19 protein-coding genes are annotated in these 23,003 nt (G+C 30.3%); 4 read left to right on the forward strand and 15 right to left on the reverse strand.

Going from position 1 to position 23,003, the window contains the following annotated elements; all coding sequences use genetic code 11:
• The first annotated feature begins 1 nt into the window (after position 1).
• Together ACHRVZ_RS13150 and ACHRVZ_RS13155 are read left to right on the forward strand one after the other, a co-directional pair.
• A complete protein-coding gene (locus ACHRVZ_RS13150) occupies positions 2-1,501 on the forward strand; it encodes an aminotransferase class V-fold PLP-dependent enzyme (RefSeq protein WP_395423024.1) in 1,500 nt (499 codons plus the stop codon).
• 94 nt (positions 1,502-1,595) lie between these two features.
• On the forward strand, positions 1,596-2,054 hold the full coding sequence (locus ACHRVZ_RS13155; protein WP_395423025.1) for an RNA methyltransferase: 459 nt from the start codon (positions 1,596-1,598) through the stop codon (positions 2,052-2,054).
• Positions 2,055-2,251: 197 nt separating this feature from the next.
• On the opposite strand, the gene ACHRVZ_RS13160 is transcribed toward ACHRVZ_RS13155, so the two are convergent.
• The 11 genes from ACHRVZ_RS13160 to mnmE all read right to left on the reverse strand — a co-directional run bounded on the left by ACHRVZ_RS13160 (position 2,252) and on the right by mnmE (position 14,673).
• A complete protein-coding gene (locus ACHRVZ_RS13160; RefSeq protein WP_395423026.1) occupies positions 2,252-2,611 on the reverse strand; it encodes a hypothetical protein in 360 nt (119 codons plus the stop codon).
• A gap of 207 nt (positions 2,612-2,818) precedes the next feature.
• Positions 2,819-3,934, reverse strand: a complete 1,116-nt coding sequence (locus ACHRVZ_RS13165; RefSeq protein ID WP_395423028.1) for a hypothetical protein — start codon at positions 3,932-3,934, stop codon at positions 2,819-2,821.
• Entirely contained in the window at positions 3,931-4,383 is a 453-nt protein-coding gene (locus ACHRVZ_RS13170; RefSeq protein WP_395423030.1) for a hypothetical protein, read from the reverse strand. Before ACHRVZ_RS13170 ends, ACHRVZ_RS13165 begins: the two co-directional genes overlap by 4 nt.
• Positions 4,373-7,786, reverse strand: coding sequence for a hypothetical protein (locus ACHRVZ_RS13175; protein WP_395423032.1), 3,414 nt, complete (start codon positions 7,784-7,786; stop codon positions 4,373-4,375). The genes ACHRVZ_RS13170 and ACHRVZ_RS13175 overlap by 11 nt, the downstream gene beginning before the upstream one ends.
• A gap of 155 nt (positions 7,787-7,941) precedes the next feature.
• Positions 7,942-9,042: a Fic family protein gene (locus tag ACHRVZ_RS13180; RefSeq protein ID WP_395423033.1), complete on the reverse strand. Its 1,101-nt coding sequence runs from the start codon at positions 9,040-9,042 to the stop codon at positions 7,942-7,944.
• A 211-nt stretch (positions 9,043-9,253) separates the two neighbouring features.
• Positions 9,254-9,982, reverse strand: a complete 729-nt coding sequence (locus tag ACHRVZ_RS13185; RefSeq protein WP_395423034.1) for a hypothetical protein — start codon at positions 9,980-9,982, stop codon at positions 9,254-9,256.
• Positions 9,983-10,151: 169 nt separating this feature from the next.
• Complete coding sequence (locus tag ACHRVZ_RS13190) at positions 10,152-10,868, reverse strand: HNH endonuclease (RefSeq protein WP_395423035.1); 717 nt, start codon at positions 10,866-10,868, stop codon at positions 10,152-10,154.
• A 28-nt stretch (positions 10,869-10,896) separates the two neighbouring features.
• On the reverse strand, positions 10,897-12,075 hold the full coding sequence (locus ACHRVZ_RS13195) for an AAA family ATPase (protein ID WP_395423037.1): 1,179 nt from the start codon (positions 12,073-12,075) through the stop codon (positions 10,897-10,899).
• 147 nt (positions 12,076-12,222) lie between these two features.
• Positions 12,223-12,615: a hypothetical protein gene (locus tag ACHRVZ_RS13200; protein ID WP_395423038.1), complete on the reverse strand. Its 393-nt coding sequence runs from the start codon at positions 12,613-12,615 to the stop codon at positions 12,223-12,225.
• 62 nt (positions 12,616-12,677) lie between these two features.
• Positions 12,678-13,004 carry a helix-turn-helix domain-containing protein gene (locus tag ACHRVZ_RS13205; RefSeq protein WP_395423039.1) on the reverse strand — a complete coding sequence of 109 codons (327 nt, stop codon included), beginning with the start codon at positions 13,002-13,004 and terminating at the stop codon, positions 12,678-12,680.
• 268 nt (positions 13,005-13,272) lie between these two features.
• Positions 13,273-14,673, reverse strand: coding sequence for a tRNA uridine-5-carboxymethylaminomethyl(34) synthesis GTPase MnmE (gene mnmE / locus ACHRVZ_RS13210; protein ID WP_395423040.1), 1,401 nt, complete (start codon positions 14,671-14,673; stop codon positions 13,273-13,275).
• Positions 14,674-14,856: 183 nt separating this feature from the next.
• Here mnmE and ACHRVZ_RS13215 point away from each other — a divergent pair, with 183 nt between their 5' ends.
• On the forward strand, positions 14,857-15,690 hold the full coding sequence (locus ACHRVZ_RS13215; RefSeq protein ID WP_395423041.1) for a universal stress protein: 834 nt from the start codon (positions 14,857-14,859) through the stop codon (positions 15,688-15,690).
• A gap of 70 nt (positions 15,691-15,760) precedes the next feature.
• Positions 15,761-17,533 carry a DNA mismatch repair protein gene (locus ACHRVZ_RS13220; RefSeq protein ID WP_395423042.1) on the forward strand — a complete coding sequence of 591 codons (1,773 nt, stop codon included), beginning with the start codon at positions 15,761-15,763 and terminating at the stop codon, positions 17,531-17,533.
• A gap of 168 nt (positions 17,534-17,701) precedes the next feature.
• Here the strand turns inward: ACHRVZ_RS13220 and ACHRVZ_RS13225 are convergent, their stop codons facing one another.
• The 4 genes from ACHRVZ_RS13225 to ACHRVZ_RS13240 all read right to left on the reverse strand — a co-directional run bounded on the left by ACHRVZ_RS13225 (position 17,702) and on the right by ACHRVZ_RS13240 (position 22,712).
• Entirely contained in the window at positions 17,702-19,036 is a 1,335-nt protein-coding gene (locus tag ACHRVZ_RS13225; protein ID WP_395423044.1) for an anaerobic C4-dicarboxylate transporter family protein, read from the reverse strand.
• A gap of 18 nt (positions 19,037-19,054) precedes the next feature.
• Complete coding sequence (locus ACHRVZ_RS13230) at positions 19,055-20,104, reverse strand: type II asparaginase (protein ID WP_395423045.1); 1,050 nt, start codon at positions 20,102-20,104, stop codon at positions 19,055-19,057.
• Between the two features lie 31 nt (positions 20,105-20,135).
• Positions 20,136-21,299: a DcaP family trimeric outer membrane transporter gene (locus tag ACHRVZ_RS13235; protein WP_395423046.1), complete on the reverse strand. Its 1,164-nt coding sequence runs from the start codon at positions 21,297-21,299 to the stop codon at positions 20,136-20,138.
• Positions 21,300-22,082: 783 nt separating this feature from the next.
• Positions 22,083-22,712 (reverse strand): DsbA family oxidoreductase, encoded by a 630-nt coding sequence (locus tag ACHRVZ_RS13240; protein WP_395423047.1) that lies wholly within the window; start codon positions 22,710-22,712, stop codon positions 22,083-22,085.
• Positions 22,713-23,003 lie beyond the last annotated feature (291 nt).

Below are 23,003 nucleotides of genomic sequence, written 5' to 3' on the forward strand. Positions count from 1 at the left end.
TATGGAAACTATTATGGAAAAAACAACGGAGACAAAATTAGAACGGTATTTTTCTAAATTTAGAGAGAATACAATTGGCGTTAATCATACTTTCGAATCGGCTTACGGAAAACAAAAAATGCTGTATGCTGATTGGATTGCCAGCGGAAGATTATATCTCCCGATCGAAGATATAATGCTCAATAAAATTGGCCCAATGATTGCGAATACTCATTCGTTTTCGAGCGAAACAGGCAAAACCTCTACATATGCCTACCAACATGGGAGAGCATTAATTAAAAAGTATGTGAATGCTGATGATACTGATTGCCTGGTAACTACGGGAACCGGAATGACAGCGGCTTTATCAAAATTACAACGAATTATGGGACTTCGTTCTCAAGATAATATTTACAATGTAAAACTGCAGTTTGATGATGATAGACCAGTTGTTTTTATCACACATATGGAACATCATTCTAATCAGGTTCCATGGTATGAAACCATTGCTGATGTTGTGATTTTACCAGCTGACGAAAACAATTTGGTTGACCCAAACAAATTGTCAGCAGAACTTCAAAAATACAAAAACCGAACTTTAAAAATAGGTTCATTTACTGCTTGTTCTAATGTCACAGGGATTATCACGCCATATTATGAATTAGCTAAAGTAATGCATCAAAACGGAGGCTTTTGTTTTGTTGATTTTGCGGCTTCAGCGCCTTACGTTTCAATAGATATGCATCCTGAAGATCCTGAGGAACGATTAGATGCAATTTTCTTTTCACCTCATAAATTCTTGGGAGGACCGGGGACTTGTGGTGTTTTAGTTTTTAATGAAAAACTATACAATTCCAACTTTCCGGACAATCCTGGTGGCGGAAATGTAAAATGTACCAATCCGTGGGGTGAATATCATTATAATGATACAATTGAAGTAAAGGAAGATGGCGGAACTCCGGGTTTTCTGCAAGTAATAAGAACGGCCTTGTGTTTGGAATTGAAGAAACAAATGGGCATCGTAAATATGAAAAACAGAGAAAGAGAATTATTAAATCTTTGCTACTCAAAACTTCAAAAAATAAAAGGACTTTCTATTTTAGGCGATTTAAATACAGAGCGAATTGGCTGTGTTTCTTTAACTATTGAAAATATTCATTATAATTTAATTGTCCGACTTTTAAATGATCGTTTCGGAATTCAGGTTCGCGGCGGTTGGTCATGCGCAAGTACGTATGCGCACTATTTATTTGATATTGATGAAGAAAAATCAGTAAAAATAACAACAGAGCTTCTTCAGAAAAATTTAAGTAATAAACCGGGTTGGGTTCGTATTTCTTTACATCCAACAATGACAAACGACGAACTATTATTTATATGTGATGCCATACAAAAGATAACTTTTCAGTATAAACAATGGCAGGAAGATTATAGATATAATTCAGCAAACAACGAGTTCGAGAGTATTGTAAATCAGGGAACAATTGCTGACGATGTTAAACAGTGGTTTTCTTTGGAATAATAAAACAGGAGTTTTTTAATTATACAAAAGAGTGTGTTTGTCACATGTCAATAAATAATTGATTTTTCTAGTAACAGTTTGTACTTTTGCATTTATGAATGATAACTTTATAAATGAATATTTTGGGATAGGAATACAAAATGGTAAAACGCCTGAAAATTTGGGTGTTTTGTGGCGCTCTGCTCAAAATTTGGGCGCTACTTTTATATTTACCATTGGTAATCGATATGCCAAACAAGCTTGTGATACTCACGATGCGGTGAAAGCAATTCCTTATTTTCATTATGATACTTTTGAAGCTTTTTTTGAAAACTTACCTAAAGGAGCGCGATTGGTTGGTGTTGAATTAGATGAGAAAGCTACTGACCTGGAAACTTTTGAACATCCAAGGCGCTGTGTATATTTATTGGGAGCAGAAGATCATGGATTATCCAGAAAAGTAATGGATAAATGTCATTATTTAGTGAAATTTAAATCAGAAAAAAGCTTGAATGTGGCCGTAGCAGGAACTATTATTATGTATGACAGAAACTTGCCTAAACCACGCTCTTAAAATAAAATTTGCATTTATTACCTTCACTCCGATAGATTATGATTTCGGAGTGGAAGTGATAATTTAGCGTATAATTTTAGTTAAGTGCAAAATTATATGGAGATCATTTTATTGAAACTCTTAAAGTATATCTTTTAAAATGTAAGCGAATACTTTTTCAATCAGAGCTTACTTTAAAGCCTATATTACTAAATGAATTAGTTTAATCTTTCGGTACTTTCCATTCTTAAGCAATGTTCAGTCCCTAAATAGAGTGGATTTCCGTGTTTCTCAGACCAAAAACCTTCTAGAATGTCTTTAGTTATACAACGGTAAACAGCGACACCTTTATACTTTTTATTATTGTCTCCTTTATAGTTAAAATTAATGACTAAAATATCGTCTTTAAAGAAACCAAAACCCTCTTGTTGTTGGGTATTGTTAATAAGCCATTGAGCAATAATTCGGTTATTTTCATCTAAAGATAAATTCAAAATACCTTTATAGGTTATTTCTTGACTCTCGTCTTGATTGCTTCCAGAAATGGAATAGCGTCCGATTAAATCTTGTATAATCATTTATTTCCCGATGCAATATCTTGTTTTTCTTTATTTGTAAGGGTTTAAGAGGGGAGAGGTGTACAAAAGATGTAGTTGTTTAGTAAAGAAAGGGGTAATTGATGATAGTAAAAATAATTGGTACTTGTTTACTTTTTAATTTTAGCAAAACCAAAATACAGTAAAAAAGGATATTTCAACTAAAATCCCAATCTAGCTAAACTTCTCTTATGCGATTGTGCTTATTTTTAATTTTTTAAGTACATCTATTAATAAATATTTGATTGATAGTAAAAAAGTCTTATCAAGCTCACAGACCATAGTGCCAAATTGTTTTTTGTAATCGTCATTTATTTTATTTGTTATTTGCAAAATTTCATCATCAGTAAAATTATTATCTTTCAATATATCTATGGTCAATTCGTCATTTTTGATGTTAAGAATTTTATGATCTATTTCTATTTTATTTAAATCTCTTTGCGCTAACCAGCCTTTTTCATTAGCCAACTTCCAACACTCTATTGAAATTAAATCTTCAATAGTAGTCGGGAAAGAAATACCTTTTGATTTAATAGATTTTAAAATAATTGAATATTTATAACAATTTTTTATAATAGAAAAAGTTTTAAATTCTGCTGAGTTTATGTCGATTTGGGCTTTGATATTTTCGATACTCGATCTGCCGGCAACATCATCATCAAAGATTCCAACGGCTTTTAGATATACTTCTTCATTAGACTTTGTAGATAGAGATTTTGCCCAAATAAACAATTGTCTTTCAACCCAACTAGCCCCTCCACCATAATTTATTGTGTCTATATAAATTTTGTGGATATGATCTTCAAAAAAATGATGAAAGCAACATTCAATAATTTTTTTATCAGTTGGTCCTTCAACAAAGATTGTCTCAATTTTATCAGTTTTAACTCTTGATTTTACTAAACTGATATGATGGATTAAATCTCTTAAGTTATTTTTCCATGTCTCAGAACTTGCATCAAAATGCCAAATTTTCCAAACTCCATCATAAGTATTTTTTAAATCTTCAAATTGAGTCAAACCAACGATATACATTGGGACATTAACTTTATTTCTTTTTTTGTATAATTGCTTTATAAGGGACTTTCCTCCATTGTCATTTGGTTCATCATCATATTTTAAAGGCATTTGTAAGTCAGTAATTAATAGATGGAATTCTTTTTTTTGAAGATTTTCTATAGCTTCTTGTACACATGAAGCCTGACTAATTGATAAAGTTTCGCTAAAAACTTCTTTGATGGTGGTAATGATAGATGATATTTTATTTAAATCATCATCAACTATTAGAATGCTTATATGATTCATGATTTTATTTTAGCAATTAAATTTGACATATCTATCTGCCAATTATCCTCATTTGCATTGTAAAAAACAGCTCCAAAATAAAAATCAGAAAACTCTTCCTTGAATATTATGTTTATTTCATTAAAGGTTATATTTCCTTCTTTGGTTGGAAATACATCAAACATTGTAAATAGAATAGTTGGTAGAAATAATTTTCTACGTTTCATTTCTCTTAGAATCTTTTCTCCGCCAAACTGTTCATAATTACCACCTAAATCATTATTACCTTTTTCCCAAAGTGGTATTGTCATATCTAAGATTAAAAAATCATAATTTTTTAAATTACTTTTTAATTCGGATACTCCTCCTTGAAATGATTCCTTAACCGTTAACTCTTCATTACTGAAATAACTAGTTAATCTTTCAATTTTTACTTTGTCATCTTCAATTATTAAAACTTTATTCATCATGATTAATTGATTTTTTATATGGAAAAAAAAGTGTTATGGTAATAGTGCTTTTACTTAAACTGTATTCAAACTTATCAGTTTTAGCTAAAGCTTCGTATAAGAGGATCCTTTTTATTTTGTCATATCCGCTTTCTCCTTCTTTATTCGATCTTTCAATGTTGTTATGATTGTTCCAATTGTTCTTTATTGCTTCAAGTTTATTTTTATTTGCCGAATAATCAAAATTAGTGTTTAAATTATGTGAGAATTCAATCATTACATACTCACTATTGTCATCAATACATGAATTAATTTTTAAATTTATTTTATTAGTACTAAGTCTTGAATGTTCTATTACATTTTTCAACATTATATTAAATACAAAAATTAAATTACTGTATCCCGCAAAATTATTCTGAACATTAATTTTAGGTTCTAAGTTGAATAAAGGATTAATTCTATTAGTTAAATTCAAACTAGCATTAATTATAGTTTCGATGCTTAATAAAGAAGATGAACTAGTTGTATTTAAATAGAACCAATCAGATAAGTATTCTAGCTCATTCTGTATTTCTGTATTTGATTTTGATAAATTTGTCATTAGTTCACAATCGTTTGGAATATTCAAATTCCTTAATTGACATGCTGTGTTTTCAATTATTTTTTGGAATTCCGTTGGGATTATTACGGTAAAAGCCTTCACAATTGTTTTTTGCAAATTTATTAAAGTGTAATTAACAAGATTATTTAATATGATTTCTATCGTTGAATCAACAGAATCAAAATATTTTTTGTGTTCAGAATAAAATTCATATAATAATTCGTCATTTGTGTTATATTGAAATAATCCATTTGATTTGTCAAAATTCTTTTCCGTTCCAATTTGAATTAGTATTTCAACAATAAATGAGGAGTAATCATCTATTTCCTTAGAAAATTGCTTCAATAAATGTTGTACAGTATTGTTTAAATCAAGATGATGTATAAGTTGATTTTTCCATTTCTCATTATCTTTATATTTCTCATTGAATTTTGATGTAATTAAATTTAATTTTTCAAATACACTTCTAATATGATTTTTTAAAGCTCCGTGTCTAATTCTGGTACTTAGACAGCTGTCTAGACCATATTCTTTACTAAAAAGGAAATTTTCTCTAGATTCTAAATAAATGCTTTTAAAAGCTAGATAATCTGCACTATTGTATTTTTCCTCAATTTCATTTTTTTCTGTAAGTGCTTTTTCCCAATTTTTAGTATTAGATGTATTAAATCCAATTAGATTTTGTACAGTAGAAGAAGCTTCAATTTCTTTAAATCTTTTAAATTCATCATTAAAATTTTTAATTTGAATTTCTTTTAGACTGCTAACATCAATGTAAAGTCTTCCTTCGTCTACCTCTTTTAAAACCTTTCTAACAGAATTTATTCTATAAATCTCATTAATTTCTTTCTCATAATTTAGTTTGTTTGACGAATCAATTGAAATTAATATATTTAGTATTTTTACCCTGTCTTCTTCAACATCACTTATAGAGTTATATTCTGTTGAATATTTAAGAGTGTCTATCGTTACAACATTATTTAAAAAATAGATAACCTTTTCCAAAGAAAATTTTTCAATGAAATGATCAAAATCTAATTCTTCTATACTATAAATATCAGAAGAACACATAAAATCATCATAAGCTTCATATAAGTCATATTCTTTTATAATTAGAGAAAATAAGATTGGATACTCAATTAAATTTACAAAATCATTCTTTTTATTACTTGTTTTAATTACATTATATAATTCAACCTGATTTAATTTTCTAGTTATTATTGAATTATTAAAAAAGATTTCTCCAAATAAAACTAAAGCTTCACTTAATAATTTTAAATTCAAAAAAGAGTAATATAATAAGCTAATTTTTCTTTCATAATAATAAGATAAATAATTAAGATCTATTCCATTTTTTAAATAGGAGATTACTTCAGGATAATTACTTTTTTGAAAACTTCTTACTGCGTTAATCATTGTATTTTGTATTTCTGACGTAGAAATACTTTCTTCAAATTGAACATTGTTTCCTTGCTTAAAAGATTGCACTTTAAAACTATGATTAAAATAAAAAGCTTCAAAATTATTATTAACTAAAGGTCTGTTAGCTGTTAAAATTAAATTTTTGTGTGAATTAAAGGATGAAGATAAAAATCCAATAATTTGATTTTTTTCACTCTTTCCTTCTGTTTCGTTGAGTAGTCCAAAAATTTGTTTTCCAAAATTTGTGTTCATTAACATAAGAGAAACTTTAAGAAGTTTTTTCCAACTATCCTCTTTGTCTTTTCTAAAAGTTAATAAATCAAATGTATAGTTTAGTATATTATCAGTTGTTGTACTAAGTTTGATTGGAATAAAATCTAATTTTAGATTTATTAATGATTTACAATATACTTCATAATTTTCAAATTCTAACGGAGATGATATAATTCCTTGTTTTGATGTTTCAAGTGCTTCTTTAAAGTTTCCAGAGTAGTATAAATTTAAACTATTAAAAACATCATTGTTCTTTTCAAGTTTTAATAGTTGTTCTTTTTCATTTATGACGTTGTAAATATTTTTAATTCTGTTATCATTAAATAAATTATCCTTTGCTAAATTAATGAAAGGAAAAAACAACTTGTCATTATTATTTGAAATTGAGATATTATAAAGAATGACATCAATTAAAATTAAATACTGATCAATTATTGAAAATATGTTTGATACATATAAAACACTTTCAAGATTCTTATATTTATAATCATAATTAACTAAATTAAAATTTTTGAAAACGAAAAAATCTTTAATTAGACCATCTGCATTAATTGTGTCAATTTCATTTTGAAATTGATTTAAATAGCTGTCGTAAGAGAGTTTTGATTCAATTCTTTTACTACTTGAGTTTATTGTAAATTCATATATTGAATTTTTAATTTCTTTTAAATAATAAGAAAGTTTGTTCCAGTTTGATTCAGAACCATTAACTTTTTCTTCAATTATCAAGTTGGCCTCAATACTCCATAAACTAATTCCAAATAAACCTTCAATATCTTTTAATACAGAGTTTGCTTTTTGAAAATCATCTAAAACAATATGTTCTTCAAATTTGTTTTTTAAATTTAGAAAAGAATTAATTTCTTTCAAGTGATTTTCTAAAATATTTGTAATCCATCGATACTCTTTTTTAAAATTTTCTGTAAAAGAATAGGGTTCTTTTAAATAGATGTCACTTAGAGATTGAAAAAATGGATTTTTATTTAAAGTTTTATTAAAAATCGGGTGTGATTTTAATGCCTCTTTATATTCACCTGCGTTAATATGTTGTTTGATTTGATTGATTTGATTAGCAATTGTTGATTTTCGATTGCTTAAAATTAATCTGATTGTTTTTTTATAATCCATTTTTAGTTTTTTTAGCATATAGCATAATTTATATATATGCGTGATTTAAGGCGAGATTAATTTTAAATGTATTACTTTTTCTTATTTAGACCTCTAAGAAAAGGTTATAATGTTTTGATTTTATCACTCGAAGAGAGTACTTTATTTTTCAATTTTTAAAATGTGTCTTTTAAAACATAGTGAGTACTTCTTCCTCCCGAATTCGCCTTAATCAAGATCCCTTTGTTTACTAGATCTGTTATATCTCTAAGTGCTGTATCTGCGGAAGTTTTTACTATTTTAGCCCACTTGCTTGTATTTAAATGGCCTTCAAAATTACCCATAAGTTTATTAAGCATAATTTGTTGACGTTCATTACTTATTTTACCTGCATTTTTAACCCAAAAATGATGCTTTTTAACTACTTTGTCAACTATTATACTTGAATAAAGGATACTGTTTTTTAAGCACTCTAAAAACCAAACGATCCATTCTGTAATGTCTATATCTCCTTTTTGAGTTCGCTCTAAAATGGTGTAATAGCTTTTCTTTTGTTTGTTTATTTCAGTAGACATACTGTAAAACCTTTGATTTACGCCATCGGATTTTGAAAGTTGCATATCCGTAATTGCCCTGGCTATTCTTCCATTTCCATCGTCAAATGGTTGGATGGTTATAAACCATAGATGAGCTACGGCAGCTTTTAGCAATGATTCTAGATTTTGGTCGTTATTGTACCATTCTATAAAATGTTTCATTTCTAACTCTAACTGTTCTGCTTTTGGAGCTTCATAATGAACTATTTCTCGCCCCATTCCACCGGAAACCACTTGCATGTCTCGTGAACGCCAATTTGCTACTTCAATTTTATGCATACCACTTCTTCCCGTTGGGAATAGTGCTGCATGCCAACCAAACAAACGATCTTCTGTCAATGTTTTGTTGTCATTTTGAGTGGCATCTAACATTAATTCTACGATTCCATCAACGTGTCTATCTGAATGCTCTAAACCAGAATATTCTAATCCTAGTCTTGTGGCAATAGAGGAGCGAACTAATTCAGGATTTAATATTTCTCCTTCTATTTCTGAAGTTTGTATTACATCTTGAATTAAGGTTTCTAAGTTAGCTTCATCCTTTAGTTCGAAACCTAGCAATTCAACTTTACCCATGAGTTTTCCTTGCAAGATTCTAACTTCGCTTAGTAACGAAATGAATTCTTGGTCATTCCACTGTAAATTGGGCCAATTTTTAAGTTGATGAATGTAGATAGCCATTGATTTTTAGTTTATGCGGTAAATATAATGATTATTCACCGCAAAAATTGCGGTAAATAAATTATTTAATCACCGCAATTTTCTATGATTTAAATATGTTTAAGTTTGTAATTTATTATAAAACATTGTTTTGTAATGTTTTAAGGGGTGGTAAAACGATAATTTCTATAGATCTTAAAATTAATTGTAAATTTAGTTTGTTAATTATTAGCTAGTTATCCTCAATTTTAATCGAATTCTCTTTTATAAATTGGATTATTAAATCGCAAATACTTGGTATTAAATCTTTGGATATACTATTAGTTAGTTGTCTGGTATGAATCAATAATCTTGGATTTTTTTCTTTACTAATCTCTGAATGTATCCATATTTTATCTTTCGCATTTTCATTATATAAATTATTAAATTTCACATTAAACAATTCGCAAACCTCTCCAGGATATGTTTCTATGTATTTATTATCACTCGCAAATATTACGATTATTGGAAATTGCTCGATAAATTTGCTTCTGAAAAAAGAATCTTTTCTTGATTTTAATTCGTTACTAAAATTTTCCTGCTTTTTAGCATCGTTTGTGTTAGGTGCGTGTAAATTACTTAACTCTGTAGTAAAAATATTTTCAACAAAATTGATTTCATATTTGTCTTCTTTACTGTTCTCTAAATTTAAATTTGACAAAATACAATCATATAGTTTTTGATATCTTTGCCAAGTATGATTTAAATTTCTAATTTTCGGATCATTTGGAATGTATTTTTCAGAATAATTAATTTCTTTTTCTTTCCAAGATCTAGCACTTCCATGAAATATTTCAGTTTCAATTTCTGCTCCGGCTTCTTTTCCGATAAATAATATTTTTGCATTTGGATTTCCTAATCCAATGTATTGATTTTTAGGTATTTTTTTTAAAAGTTCTTCTAAATATATGTTTTCGGTCATTATTATCCATTTTTTAAGGCAATATTACTGACAAGGTTCTGTTATTACAGCGGGTTTGGGGTTAAATTAATTTCCTTATTTGGATTTGCTAAATCGTTCCAAATACAAAAACAACTTTCCACTAAGACAGTACACAAATCCGATGTATTAGCTACTAGCGGTAGCTTTTTTATTGATACAGTTCAAATGCTGTATTTTCTAAGTCAGTTTCAAGTTGAGAAAATTCTTTATCCCAAAATTTCAATAAAACTAATTTTACCTTTAATGTATTAAATTCGATGTCAGTTAAAATTATTGTGGCTGTAGTTGCTGAATAAATGGAATTTGGAAGTCCTTCTTTCATAAGGTCTTTTGTGCCATTAATTATTCTATTTTTTCTTCGTGTGCTTGTTTGAATACCATTAATGAAGTCATCAGTGATTTCGTTTAGTTGTTCTAATCTTACTTGGATGGCATTACCAATTTCATACCTTTTCTTAACTAATCTATCTTGATCATTTAAGTTTAAGACTGAAATAGTTAATTTGCCCAAGTCATCAGCCCCTTTTATTCTATATCTCCAATACTTTAAATGCTTCTTTGGTTCAACAATGCTTGGGTCGATTATTGGTTCTAATTTAGTATCGTGGTCATTTTTAGTTCCATTACATTTTTTACAAGAAGGAAGTAAATTATCCCATTCTAATACTTCATCATTATATTTACCTTTATGATGAAAATGCTCTACTTCTAAATATTTACTTTCTTCATTAATGTTGGCTTCGCAATAACAACATTTGTCATTTGAAAGACTTAGTAAGCCCTTTTTTATAAAATCAGTATTCCAGACTGATTTCCCTGTTAGTTTAAATTCTTCCGTTAGTTCAACTTGTAATTTTGGTGTCAACTCAACAGGTTTTGGTGTTCGGTTTAACTTAATCATTTGTTGAAATTCCGGTTAATTGTATTTTTAGTATTTTTTTTAAGGTGTTTTCTGGATGTAACATTGAGTCTAAAATTGTAAATTGCATTGATGCAGCCTCAAAGTCTTCATTATCAATTGCAGTATTGAAATTTGAAATTGCATCTAAATAAGTTGATGTTCTTGTTTCTGTCATACCCATAACATCAGTTAATATTTCTTCTACAGACCAACCTTGACAACCATAGTCTTGATTTATTATTGGGTTCAATTGAATACCGTTAGTTTCGTCAAGTGTCAAAGGGATAATTTCATTAGGATTTGCAACTTGAATAATATGAGGACTATGAGTTGATGTAAATACTTGTGCATTTGGCAAAATTACTTTTAATGCTTCGTATATTTTAGCTTGCCAATCAGGGTGTAAGTGCAAATCAATTTCGTCAATAAAAACTATCCCATCGAAATCTTTAATGAATTTACTCGGGCTCTTAAATCTAAATTCTATTTCTTTTATTAAACCAATTAGAACAGCCATACAAGATTTATAACCTGAGGATAAATATTCAAAATAAATTTCTCCATTTGGTGTATGAAGGAGAATATCATTTGAGTTAGGATTTACTTTGCTAAAGGAAATTTGAGAATTTAAAATATTAAAACATTCTTTAGCTAGAGAAATGTTTTTGATTTGATGTTCATCTAAATGATCTTTGTGAGCTGACCATAAATGTCGGTTTACAAACCAATTTTTTAAGTCATGTGGCAACGAACCTTGAATTGTTTCAGTTGCAAATTGATAAACGTCCTTTTGCGGATCAGTATTTACGGAACCTAAATGTTGATAAGGGATATCTCTATGCGTTTTAAATACTATAATATCTTTGGCATTTTGATAGAATCCCTCAGTTTGTAATTGACGTTCATTTGGATGAAAAGAAGTGGTATTAAATTTTTTTTCTTGTTTTAGCCCATTAATATCTACATTAATATCCCAGCTTCCATTTACGATACCGGCACTTCTTTTAATTGATGTGTTATATTGCGCAAAGGATTGTGATAAACAGTCTAATATAGTTGTTTTACCTATGCCGTTTTGTCCGCAAATAATATTGAATTGGTTATTAAATTTTAGTTCTAAATCTTTAATTGGGCCTATTCCTTTTATTTTAATGTTATTTATTCTTAGCATTGTTTAGGTATTATTTTTATTTCATTAAATTTCATCGAGATAAATAATTTTTGCTAAGATATTTAAAAAATGATTTTATATATTGTGGAAAACCGTAAAGACTAAAGAAATATCTTTCTTTTAATATATTTATAGTTTCCATAGTCACTACTCAAAATCATAAGTCACCTTTTCAAGTTCTTGATTAAAAAAAGAATCGTACAAGTCATTATACCTAAAATCAGTTATATATTCATCTTCAATTTCATCCGCATATTCAGTAGTAAATTTTTCCAGCGCAAAAGATGAAAATATAAATTGATATTCAGTTTTAAAACGTTGATAATCTTCGGCTACACTTAGATACAATGTTTTCAAAGACTCATGATTGAGTTCCTTATTATCTATGCGCAGGTTGCATTGACTTAAAAACTCAATACAATGCAATATAAATTCAGCTGCAGAAAAGCCAATTCCTCGATTGGTTTTCCATTCAGGAAAAAAGATATTCATAAAGTGAATAGTTTCTTTGAATAATTCTGTTCCGGAATATTCATTCATAAGTTTATAATACTGTTCCATAGTGTATTGATGATTTGATTTAAGTATAATTCTCTAAGCTATTAATCCTTCTTTTTTTGATTGAACCACCATTCGTTTTTATGTTTTTTATTAAATTCTTTCATTTCTTTTTTATATTGTTTAATGTCAAAATCATATGGTAGAGTAAGGGTGTTTAAAAAAGGTTCTATTCGGTTATAAGTAATTAATAATTTTACTAAATTTTCAACTGAGAAATTATTCCCGTTCTCAATAGAGCTGACAGTTTTTCTACTTATTCCGACTTCATCAGTGATGTCACTTTGTATGAAATCCATATTTTGGCGCAGCATTTCAAGTTTCTGACCAATTAGAAGCATGTATTCATCTAGGGATTTTATATCTTCCATTATGTAAGGATTATGACAGCCTCAATCTTAGAACTCGTAATGTGGCTAATTTTGTGTTCCATTACGCCTATGTACTTCCTAATGCATCCTCATTTCGCCAAAAATAATCCTGAATAGGAAAATTATTTTCGTGGTAAAATCGTGGTACAAATGAGGACAAACTATCTGCAAATGAAATTATATAAACAGAAAGAAGAATCCCAGTTAAAATGCGGTTTTATGACATTTTAACTGGGATTCTTTGTTTTATTTTGTGATGTTTTGTCCGTTATTTCCCGATACAGAAATTAGCAAAAATATTTCCCAGTAATTCGTCATTAGAAACCTGACCGGTAATAAGTCCAAATTGATACAAAGCCTCGCGAATATCAAGCGCAATTAGATCGCTTGAAAGATTTGTTTCAAGTCCGAATTTCACTTTTGTGATCTCATCTAACGCTTTAAGTAATGAATCGTAATGTCTTGTATTTGTTACAATAGTTTCATTGTTTCGCAATGCTCCGGTATTTACAAAAGAAAGCAATTCATTCTTTAACTCGTCAACGCCTATTTTTTCTTTAGCTGAAATCAATAAAAGTTTTGCGTTTAGATTTTCAAGCTTAGTTGTAATGTTTGAAACTTCATCAGCAGACAATATGTCTCTTTTATTCACAACAATTAACAAAGGTTTTAGCGGATATTTATTTTTGATTTGCTCAATTTCCGAAACAAACTCAGAACTTGAAAGCTGAAACTTTAAACCATCAAACAAATAAATCACAACCTGTGCTTGTTCAATTTTTTCAAAGGTTTTTTTGATTCCAATACTTTCTACAATGTCTTTTGTTTCGCGAATTCCAGCGGTATCAATAAATCTAAAACCAATTCCGCCAATCACTAATTCATCTTCAATTGTATCGCGAGTTGTTCCGGCAATGTCAGAAACTATGGCGCGCTCTTCGTTTAATAAAGCATTTAGCAAAGTCGATTTCCCAACATTTGGCTCTCCGACAATCGCAACAGGAATTCCGTTTTTAATAACATTTCCAACGGCAAAAGAGTCAATTAAGCGTTTTAGAACAAATTCAATTCTATTTAATAATTCATAAAATTGAGTTCTATCGGCAAATTCTACGTCTTCTTCTGCAAAATCCAATTCTAATTCAATTAGAGAAGCAAAATTCAAAAGCTCTTCACGTAGTTTTGCAATTTCATTACTAAAACCACCGCGCATTTGCTGCATAGCAATTTGATGTGAAGCCTCGTTATCTGACGAAATCAAATCAGCAACAGCTTCAGCTTGAGACAAGTCAAGTTTTCCGTTCAGGAAAGCCCTTAAGGTAAATTCACCCGCATCGGCCATTCTGCATCCTCTTCTTAAAAGTAGCTGAATAATTTGCTGCTGAATGTAAGTTGAGCCGTGGCATGAAATTTCTATAGTATTTTCACCTGTATAAGAGTTTGGCCCTTTAAAAACAGAAACCAATACCTCGTCAAGCGTTTTTGAATCGTCAACAATATGACCAAGATGCAACGTATGTGTTTTTTGCTTCGTTAAGTCTTTGTTTTTTATCGATTTAAAAACTGAATTTCCAATAGTAATAGCTTCAGAGCCTGAAATACGAATGATAGCAATAGCTCCAGCTCCAGATGGAGTGGCCAATGCAACTATAGAATCTTGATTTATCATGTGGCAAAGGTATAAAAAAAGCCCCAAAGATGCCAATTTGAACTCTTGTAGAAAATAATCATTCTAATTATTTAAAAGTCTCATTTTTTGTAAAAATTAAATGTTAAAATACTGATAATTATCAGGTTGTTTTGTTTTTATAATGATTAAATTTGAGAAACAAACCTCCTAATCTCAAATAAAATGAAAAAGATATTATTTCCCACAGATTTTTCTGAAGCAGCTACAAATGCTTTTGTTCATGCTTTAGAATTTGCTAAAGTCGTTAATGCCGAACTTGTTTTGTTGCATACTTTTGAGATTCCGGTTTATGATAGCCAGTTTTTTCCCGAAAATTATGCTGCGATTTACAGCTCAATAGAATTGGCGAAATTTGAAATGTTTAAAGATGAAATTCCGAAGCTTAGAGCCATTGCATCCGAACGAAAATTAGATGATATCGTTCTCAAACATCGTTTAATGGATGGTGATTTAATTTTTAATCTAAAAAATGCGATAGAGGAGGATAAGATCGATTTTGTAATAATGGGAACTTCAGGCGTGTCTGACTGGACAAAATTCTTTACCGGATCAAATACAAATTCGGTTATTTCAGAAGTTAAAGTTCCAATTTTATGTATTCCTGCTGATGCAAAATACAAAAAGATAAAAATAATTGGTTTTACAACTCGTTATCGTGAAAAAGATAAAATTGAACTAAGAAAGGTTATTGAAATTGCAAAAAAAACGAACGCAAAAGTAAAAAGTTTATATGTTAGAACTTCAAACACTGATGTTTCTGACGCTACTATTAAAGAGTGGGAGAAAGAATTTGCCAATGAAAATGTAGAATTTCTTGTCTTACCAAGTGATGAAGTTAAAGAAACAATTCTTGATTTTATACTTTACAAAGATGTCGATGTATTAACAACCATAACACATAAGAGATCTTTCTTTGAAAGTATTTTTGAATCTAGTTTTACAAAAAAAATAGCGAAAGAAGTTTCAATTCCGGTATTAGTAATGCATGAAACCTAAAATTCAATTGTTATCGAATAGTAATTATAGAAGTGTAAAAACTATATTTGTATTTCATTAAATTTAAAAAATGGAAGTATATCAAAATAAAGTTGAACACTATAATAAAGTTTTTAGTAAAATCAATAAAAGATACAATAGCATAAGTCTCTTACGTTTGTTAAGTATTTTTCTTTGTTTGTTTTTAATGTTTTATTACATCAAGACAAATGAAATGCTTTACGTAGTTTTTGCTTTTTTATCTTTTGTTGGTTTTATTTTTTTAATGCGAATTCATTCGAAATTATCTTTTCAGAAAGAGCTGACTACAGCTATCTTAAAAATAAATAAAAATGAAATCACTTATTTAAAAAGAGAAAAAATTCCTTTTGAAAACGGAATTGAGTTCAATGATTTTCATCATCCGTACGCTTATGATCTGGATATTTTTGGAGATCATTCTTTATTTCAGAATATAAACAGAACAGCGACTTTTATCGGAAAAAAAACATTGGGAAATCAATTACTAAACTTATTGCCCAATGAAACAATTCTGGAAAATCAGGAAGCAATTAACGAATTAAAAACTAAAATCGATTGGCGTCAGGACTTCCTGGCCTTGGCAATGATTAGTAATGATTCTAAAAGTTCATACGAGTCGTTACTTTATTGGATTTCATTTAAGAACAATGTATTACCTAAAGTATTAGTGTTACTGTCAATTGTTCTTCCAACTTTGTTTTTTGGATTTTTGATTGCTTACATTATAACTTCAAAATTAATTTTACTGTCCTATCTGTCTTATATTTTTATTGCAAATATGGTTGTTTTAGGACAAGCTTTTAAACGAATTCAATCTGAAATAGCTAAAGCTGATAACGTAGATAAAATCATCAAACAATATAGTTTGTTAGTTCAGAAAATTGAAAATGAAACCTTTCAATCTAAGAAATTAATAGATTTACAAAAACAACTAGTTTTTAAAAATGCAACAGCAAGTGTGCATTTAAAACAATTGTCTGAGTTGTTCTCAAGAATGGATACCGTTAATAATTTTGTAACTGCAATTGTGTTTAACGGAACCTTCCTGTTTAATCTTCATGTTTTAAGAGCACTTTTAAAATGGAAAGAAAACTATTCAACTGAACTTGATAAATGGATTGCAATTATTGGTGAATTTGAAGCTTTGAATAGTTTGGCAAATTTGAGTTATAATAATACTGATTTTATTTTTCCTGAAATCAATTCTGAATATAAAATCGGATTTTCAGATTTGAGTCATCCTTTGCTTAATCCAGCGACAAGAGTAGGGAATGATACTCATTTTTATCCCGAAAATTTCATGATATTGACGGGATCAAACATGTCTGGAAAAAGTACTTTTTTAAGAAGCTTAGGAATTAATATGGTGTTAGGAGGAATTGGTTCAGTTGTTTGTGCCTCAAAAGCTAATATTCATCCACTTCCAGTTTTAGTTTCAATGAGATTATCAGACTCTTTAGCGGATAGTGAATCGTACTTCTTTGCCGAAATAAAGCGTTTAAAACAAATTATGGATGCTTTAGAAGAGCAACCAGCTTTTGTTTTATTAGATGAAATTTTGAGAGGAACCAACTCTGACGATAAACGAAATGGAACCATTGAAGTTGTGAAAAAGGTAATTGCCAAAAAGGCTATAGGTGCAATTGCAACACATGATATTGAAGTTTGTTTAACTACAAATGAATATCCTGATGTTTTAACGAATCAATGTTTTGAGGTTGAAATCAAAAATAATGAACTTCATTTTGATTATAAACTTCGTGGCGGAATCTGCAAAAACAAAAGCGCTACTTTCTTAATGCAAAAAATGGGAGTTATTTAGAAATACTGGTTTCAGAATGTTGATTTTTTCTGAATTTAGTTACTATAATCGAATTCAAAGGACTTTATAATTTTGACTTAATTTTTGTTCTATAAATGATTAATAGTTTGCTTTTTTGTTTTTACCATTTTAAAAACAAAAAAGCAAACTATCAAAAATAATAGGTTTTTATAAAAACATACTTATTAAAAAACCTGAAGCTACAGTAAATGCAATCGTAACCAAACCAGGGAGCATAAAACTATGATTTAATACGTATTTACCAATACGTGTTGTACCGGTACGATCAAAGTCCATTGCGGCAACTAACGTAGGATATCCCGGTAATATAAAATCGGCATTGACAGCTGGAAACATTGCTATAAGATGTGGTTGACCAATTCCTAAAGACAATCCAATTGGCATCATGATTTTTGTGGTAGCAGCTTGACTAAAAGTTAGAGCTCCCATAATAATTAAAGCAAAAGTAAAAGTAAAAGGATACTCTGATGTGATCTCTCTAAAAGTACTTTCTATTAAGCCTTGATTTGTAGCCATAAAAGTTGCGCTCATCCATACAACCCCAAGAACAGATACAAGAGCAGTTGCCATTGAAGTAAATAAACTCATTTTTGATACTGATGCAGGAGAAGTTTTTGTAATAATCATTATAAGGGCGGAAGCCGATAATGTTATCATTATAATTACTCCGGTAAGATTTATAGAACCATCAGCCCCAACGGCAAATCCTGCAGCTCCCGGACCTACATTAGGAAGGAATTGCGGAAAAGCTCCAAAAAAGATGATCGATAATATGGCTAAGCCAAAGATGAGTACAGCAGTTTTTGCGCCAGGTTTTAAGTCTCTGTTTGATTCAGTTGTTTGCTCTAGACTTTCTGCAAATATTGGATCTTTCATTTTTTCGATAAACTCCGGATCATCATTAAGTTCTTTACCTTTTTTCCATACTGAAAATACACCCGCTGCAATTCCTATTAAACATGCAGGGATACATACTTTCATTATATCGACAACTGCGGTTGAGTAGGCTAGTATTGCTGCCAATGAAGCTGTTGCAGCACTCATTGGACTACCCGTAAGTGCCATATGAGACGCGACCACAGATATACTTAAAGGTCTTTCAGGCCGAATCCTTTTCTTGGCAGATACTTCGGCTATAATTGGAAGCAACGAATACACAATGTGTGCCGTACCTGCAAATAAACATAGAAAGTAAACTGTAAAAGGCGCAATAAATGTAATATGCTTTGGATTTCGTCGAATAATTTTTTCGGCAATACTAACCAAATAATCCAAACCTCCTGCCGCTTGCAAAGTAGCTGCTGTGGTAACAATAGCCAAAATAATAAGAAGAACAGCAATTGGCGGATCAGCAGGTCGCATATGAAAAAACAAGACAAATATTAAAAGTCCTATCATTCCCATAACCCCTAAACCAATGCCTTTAAGTCGCGATCCTATTAAGATCATAGCCAAAAGTATGGCCAGTTGTACTAATATCATAAAGTGAAGTATTTAGGATTAAAAACGGAAGAAATAATTCTGCAATTCTTTTTTGTCATTTGTTTTTGTAAGTCCTAACATCAATAAGATTCTTGCTTTTTGAGGACTAAGATCGTCTGATACTATTGTTCCTAGTTCGTTATCATTAGTTTCTCCGTCTAATACAACTCTGCCTTCCAGGCATCGGCTTGCACGACAAACTATGATATTTGCATTGGTAGCTCTTTTTATGGCGTCTGTAAAAGCTTTAGAGAAATTCCCATTTCCAACACCGGCGATTACAATACCATTTACTTTTTGTTTTACGAGATAATCGATATAATCCGGAGATGCATCGGCGTACATATAAACAATTTCAACTTTAGGAAGTTTTGTATTATTGTTAATTTCAAATGGTCCTCCTTTAGAAGTTTCTCTTAAAGATGATTTATAATATTCAACATGTCCGTCATAAACTTCTCCAAGCGGACCTGAATTTGGAGATTTAAAAGCATTTACTTTGGTCGTGCTGGTTTTAGTTACTTCTCTGGAATCGTATATTGATTCATTAAAAGATACAAGAACGCCACGTCCTTTACTTTTTGGATCTGCGGCAACTGTAATAGCATCAAAAAGATTTTTTGGTCCGTCTGCGCTAATAGCAGTTGCCGGACGCATAGAACCAGTAATTACAATTGGTAAATCATGCGATGCAACAAGGTCAAGAAAGTAAGCAGTTTCTTCTTGTGTATCTGTGCCGTGAGTTATAACGATACCATCGGCTTCATTTTTCTTGAAAATTTCATTAATTCGAATAGCCAGTTTTCGCCATATTTCAAGACTCATATCTTGACTGCCCACAGATGATATTTGTTCTCCGGTAATATCAGCAATTGATTTTACGGTTGGAATACTTCCAATAAGCTCGGACACCGGAATTTTACCCGCTGTATATCCGGCTTTATCCGCAGATTTTCCTTCACCGGCGATAGTTCCGCCAGTTGCAAGAATTATAATTCTGGGCTTTTGTTGCGAAAAAGCCATTGATGTTGCAAAACACAACAAAAGTACAAGTATTAATTTTTTCATTTTATTTTGTATTATTTGGTTAATCATGTTGTTAGAAATTAAATAGCATTCCAAAATTGATTCGAACTGCATTTGCTCCTTGAGTACTTCCATCATCATATTGTAGTTGTTTGTAGCCAATTTGTGGCTCAACTCCAATTGTGAGACAATCAAGAAAATCATAAGAAGCGTTTAGTGTAAATTGGTAATTGGTCATTCGATCCCAGCCAGCCTGAGTATTAGCACCTTCATAAAAATGATTGTATGATGCCATTACCATCGAATGAAATTTTTTGTTCAAATAGCGCTCGTAGGAAATAAAACCTGCGTGTACAGGTAAAAGATTTAGTTTTCCTGTAAAATCAGAATTGGCAAAGCCATCAAGACCCGAGCCGCCTATAGCTAAAAAATAGTCGCTAATTCCTTTACCAATTGTCCATTGTGCCTGTAAGTTATTGACTAAGCCTGATTTTTTTCTGAAAAATATACTTGTAATAGCGGTAACACCACCACCATTTTGAGAGGCAAAATCAAAATCAGTAGCACCGGCCGAAATATTTTTAGAATCATAAGCAACGCTTCTGTATAAACCTGCTAATTTCATAAAGCCTCCGTTGTCAAAAGCATATCTTATGCCCGCAACGGCATCGGGAGCTCGAGAAGGAGCATAATCAACACCATAATTTGGGTTTAATGTATAATCGTATAGACGGCGTGGTTCCATATATTCTGCAGAAATTTCAAAAGCAGTGTGTCCATTTTCTTTAAAATTTGCAGTATAACGAATTTGAATTCTACGAGAGAGAACCATTCCCGTTGGACCATCCCAGTCTAATAAAGGGGCAGGCCATAACGAAGAATCTCCAAAATTTGACCAAGTTTGCCCCACGGTCCAATGATCGTATTTAATCCAAGCATGACGAAGTCTGAATTGCGAAGTATTATTAGCGCCTTCAAAATCAGCTTCAAGCATCGATTTTATTTCTTTACCATTATTTAATTGAATAGTACTAACAAAACGCAATTGAGATTGACGCATATCCATACTAAAAGCAGGTATGTCAGTACCGGTGACATCGTTTTTGTGAATAAGAAAGGAGCTATTGCCGCTTAAACTTCCTTTAATGTCATACATTCCGTTTAATTTGAGTCTTCCCATAAGTCTTGCTGTAACTTTTGGTTTTCCATTCAAAGTGTCTTTTGAATCTACTTCCATTAATTGCGCATTTATGGTGTCAGATAAAAGTATAGAACAGCAAAAAAAGACTAATAACAAAAATTTATTCTGCTTCATAATTTATAAATATTTATGGAATGTTACAATGGTATTTTATTTGTCTTTTTATCAAAAAGGGAATTTTATAGCAACGAGACTATAAATATTCTTTAGGTAAAAATGCTTCAGGGAAGAGTAGGGGCGTTTCAGTCACTAGAAAGGGAATTATACTTGCTGAAATTTGGCAGTAGAACAATGAGATCTTTTTCATATAATTTATGAGATTAGTGTTAAGATGCTAATGCTGACCTACACAAATATAAAAAAAATACTGCTAAATCTTACAAATAAAACCTTAGCAAGAGCTGTTAAACTGTTAATTTTGATTTTGAAAACTACTTTTATTAGTAGATTTATCATTGCTAGTAGCTCTGTATTAATGAGTTAGCTTTTGTTTGTTTAGGGTGATTTGTGGGTGTTAAAATTGATTATTTTGATAAAAAAACATCTGTTTTTTCGAGAATTCCATATTATTTCAGTTTAAAATAATAGTGTAAAAGAAAAATTGATAGTTTTTAAGCCAACGAGCTGACCCGTTTTGTCGATATTTCGGAGCTTTGGGTGTTGTTGGAAATGAAATGTAGGAAAGTAAATTGTCTAAAGTAAATTGCAAATATAATTTTAAGAAAGGAAAAAGCTTGCATAAAAAAAGCAAGACATTATATATTTAGTCTTGCTTTTGAGAGTTATAATAAAGAAAAATGTATTCTAAAAAGTTTAAAGTTATTTCTGAGCTTCCTTAATTGTTTGCACAAAAGCTTCGACAGGTTGCGCGCCAGAAACCGCATATTTGCGATCAAAAACAAAAAAAGGAACACCTTGAACGCCAATTTGATTAGCTTCGTGAATATCTGAATGAACATCACTTAAATATAGATCTTCATTTTCGACAACTTGTTGTACGTCTTTCTCATCTAAACCTGCCTGAACACCTAATTCAATAAGTGTTTTGTTATCATTTAGATCTCTTCCTTCGGTGAAATATGCTTTAAAGAAAATTTCTTCCATTTCATCACCCAAGTTTTTAGTTTTAGCTAAATGAATGATACGATGTGCAGCCAAAGAATTCGAAATAATTGCTTGGTCAAAATGATAATCCAAACCAACGCTTTTTGCACGCTCTACGACACCTTTGTGCATTTCTATAGATTGATCAACAGAAATACCTTTGCGTTCTGCCAGAAACGTATAAACGTCTTTTCCTGATTGTGGTGTAATAGTTGGATCAAGTTGAAAGCTTTTCCACTCGATTTCAAAATCTCCATTTGGAAACTCAGCTAAGGCTGTTTCCAGTTGTCTTTTTCCGATGTAACAAAACGGACACATGATGTCCGACCAAATTTCTATTTTCATAGTACAAAGTTAAAGAAAAATTTGTTTCAAGTTTATTTGTTTCAGGTTTCAAGTTAGGTTTGAGATTTAACCGCAAAGCACACAAAGGTTTTTTATTGTGCAAGGTTTTATAAAAACGTAAAGTCCGCAAGCCTTACGCTATTTGTGAACACAATCTAAATTAAAAAACCTTTGTGTGCTTTGTGATAAAAAAAATAAACAGAACCCTGTTTTCCCACATTTCAACCTGAAACAAAAAAACCTGAAACAAAAAAACTTGAAACAAGGAAAACCTGAAGCAAAGAAAACCTG

This window comes from Flavobacterium sp. FlaQc-57 (genome assembly GCF_044007395.1).
Taxonomy (GTDB): Bacteria; Bacteroidota; Bacteroidia; order Flavobacteriales; family Flavobacteriaceae; genus Flavobacterium.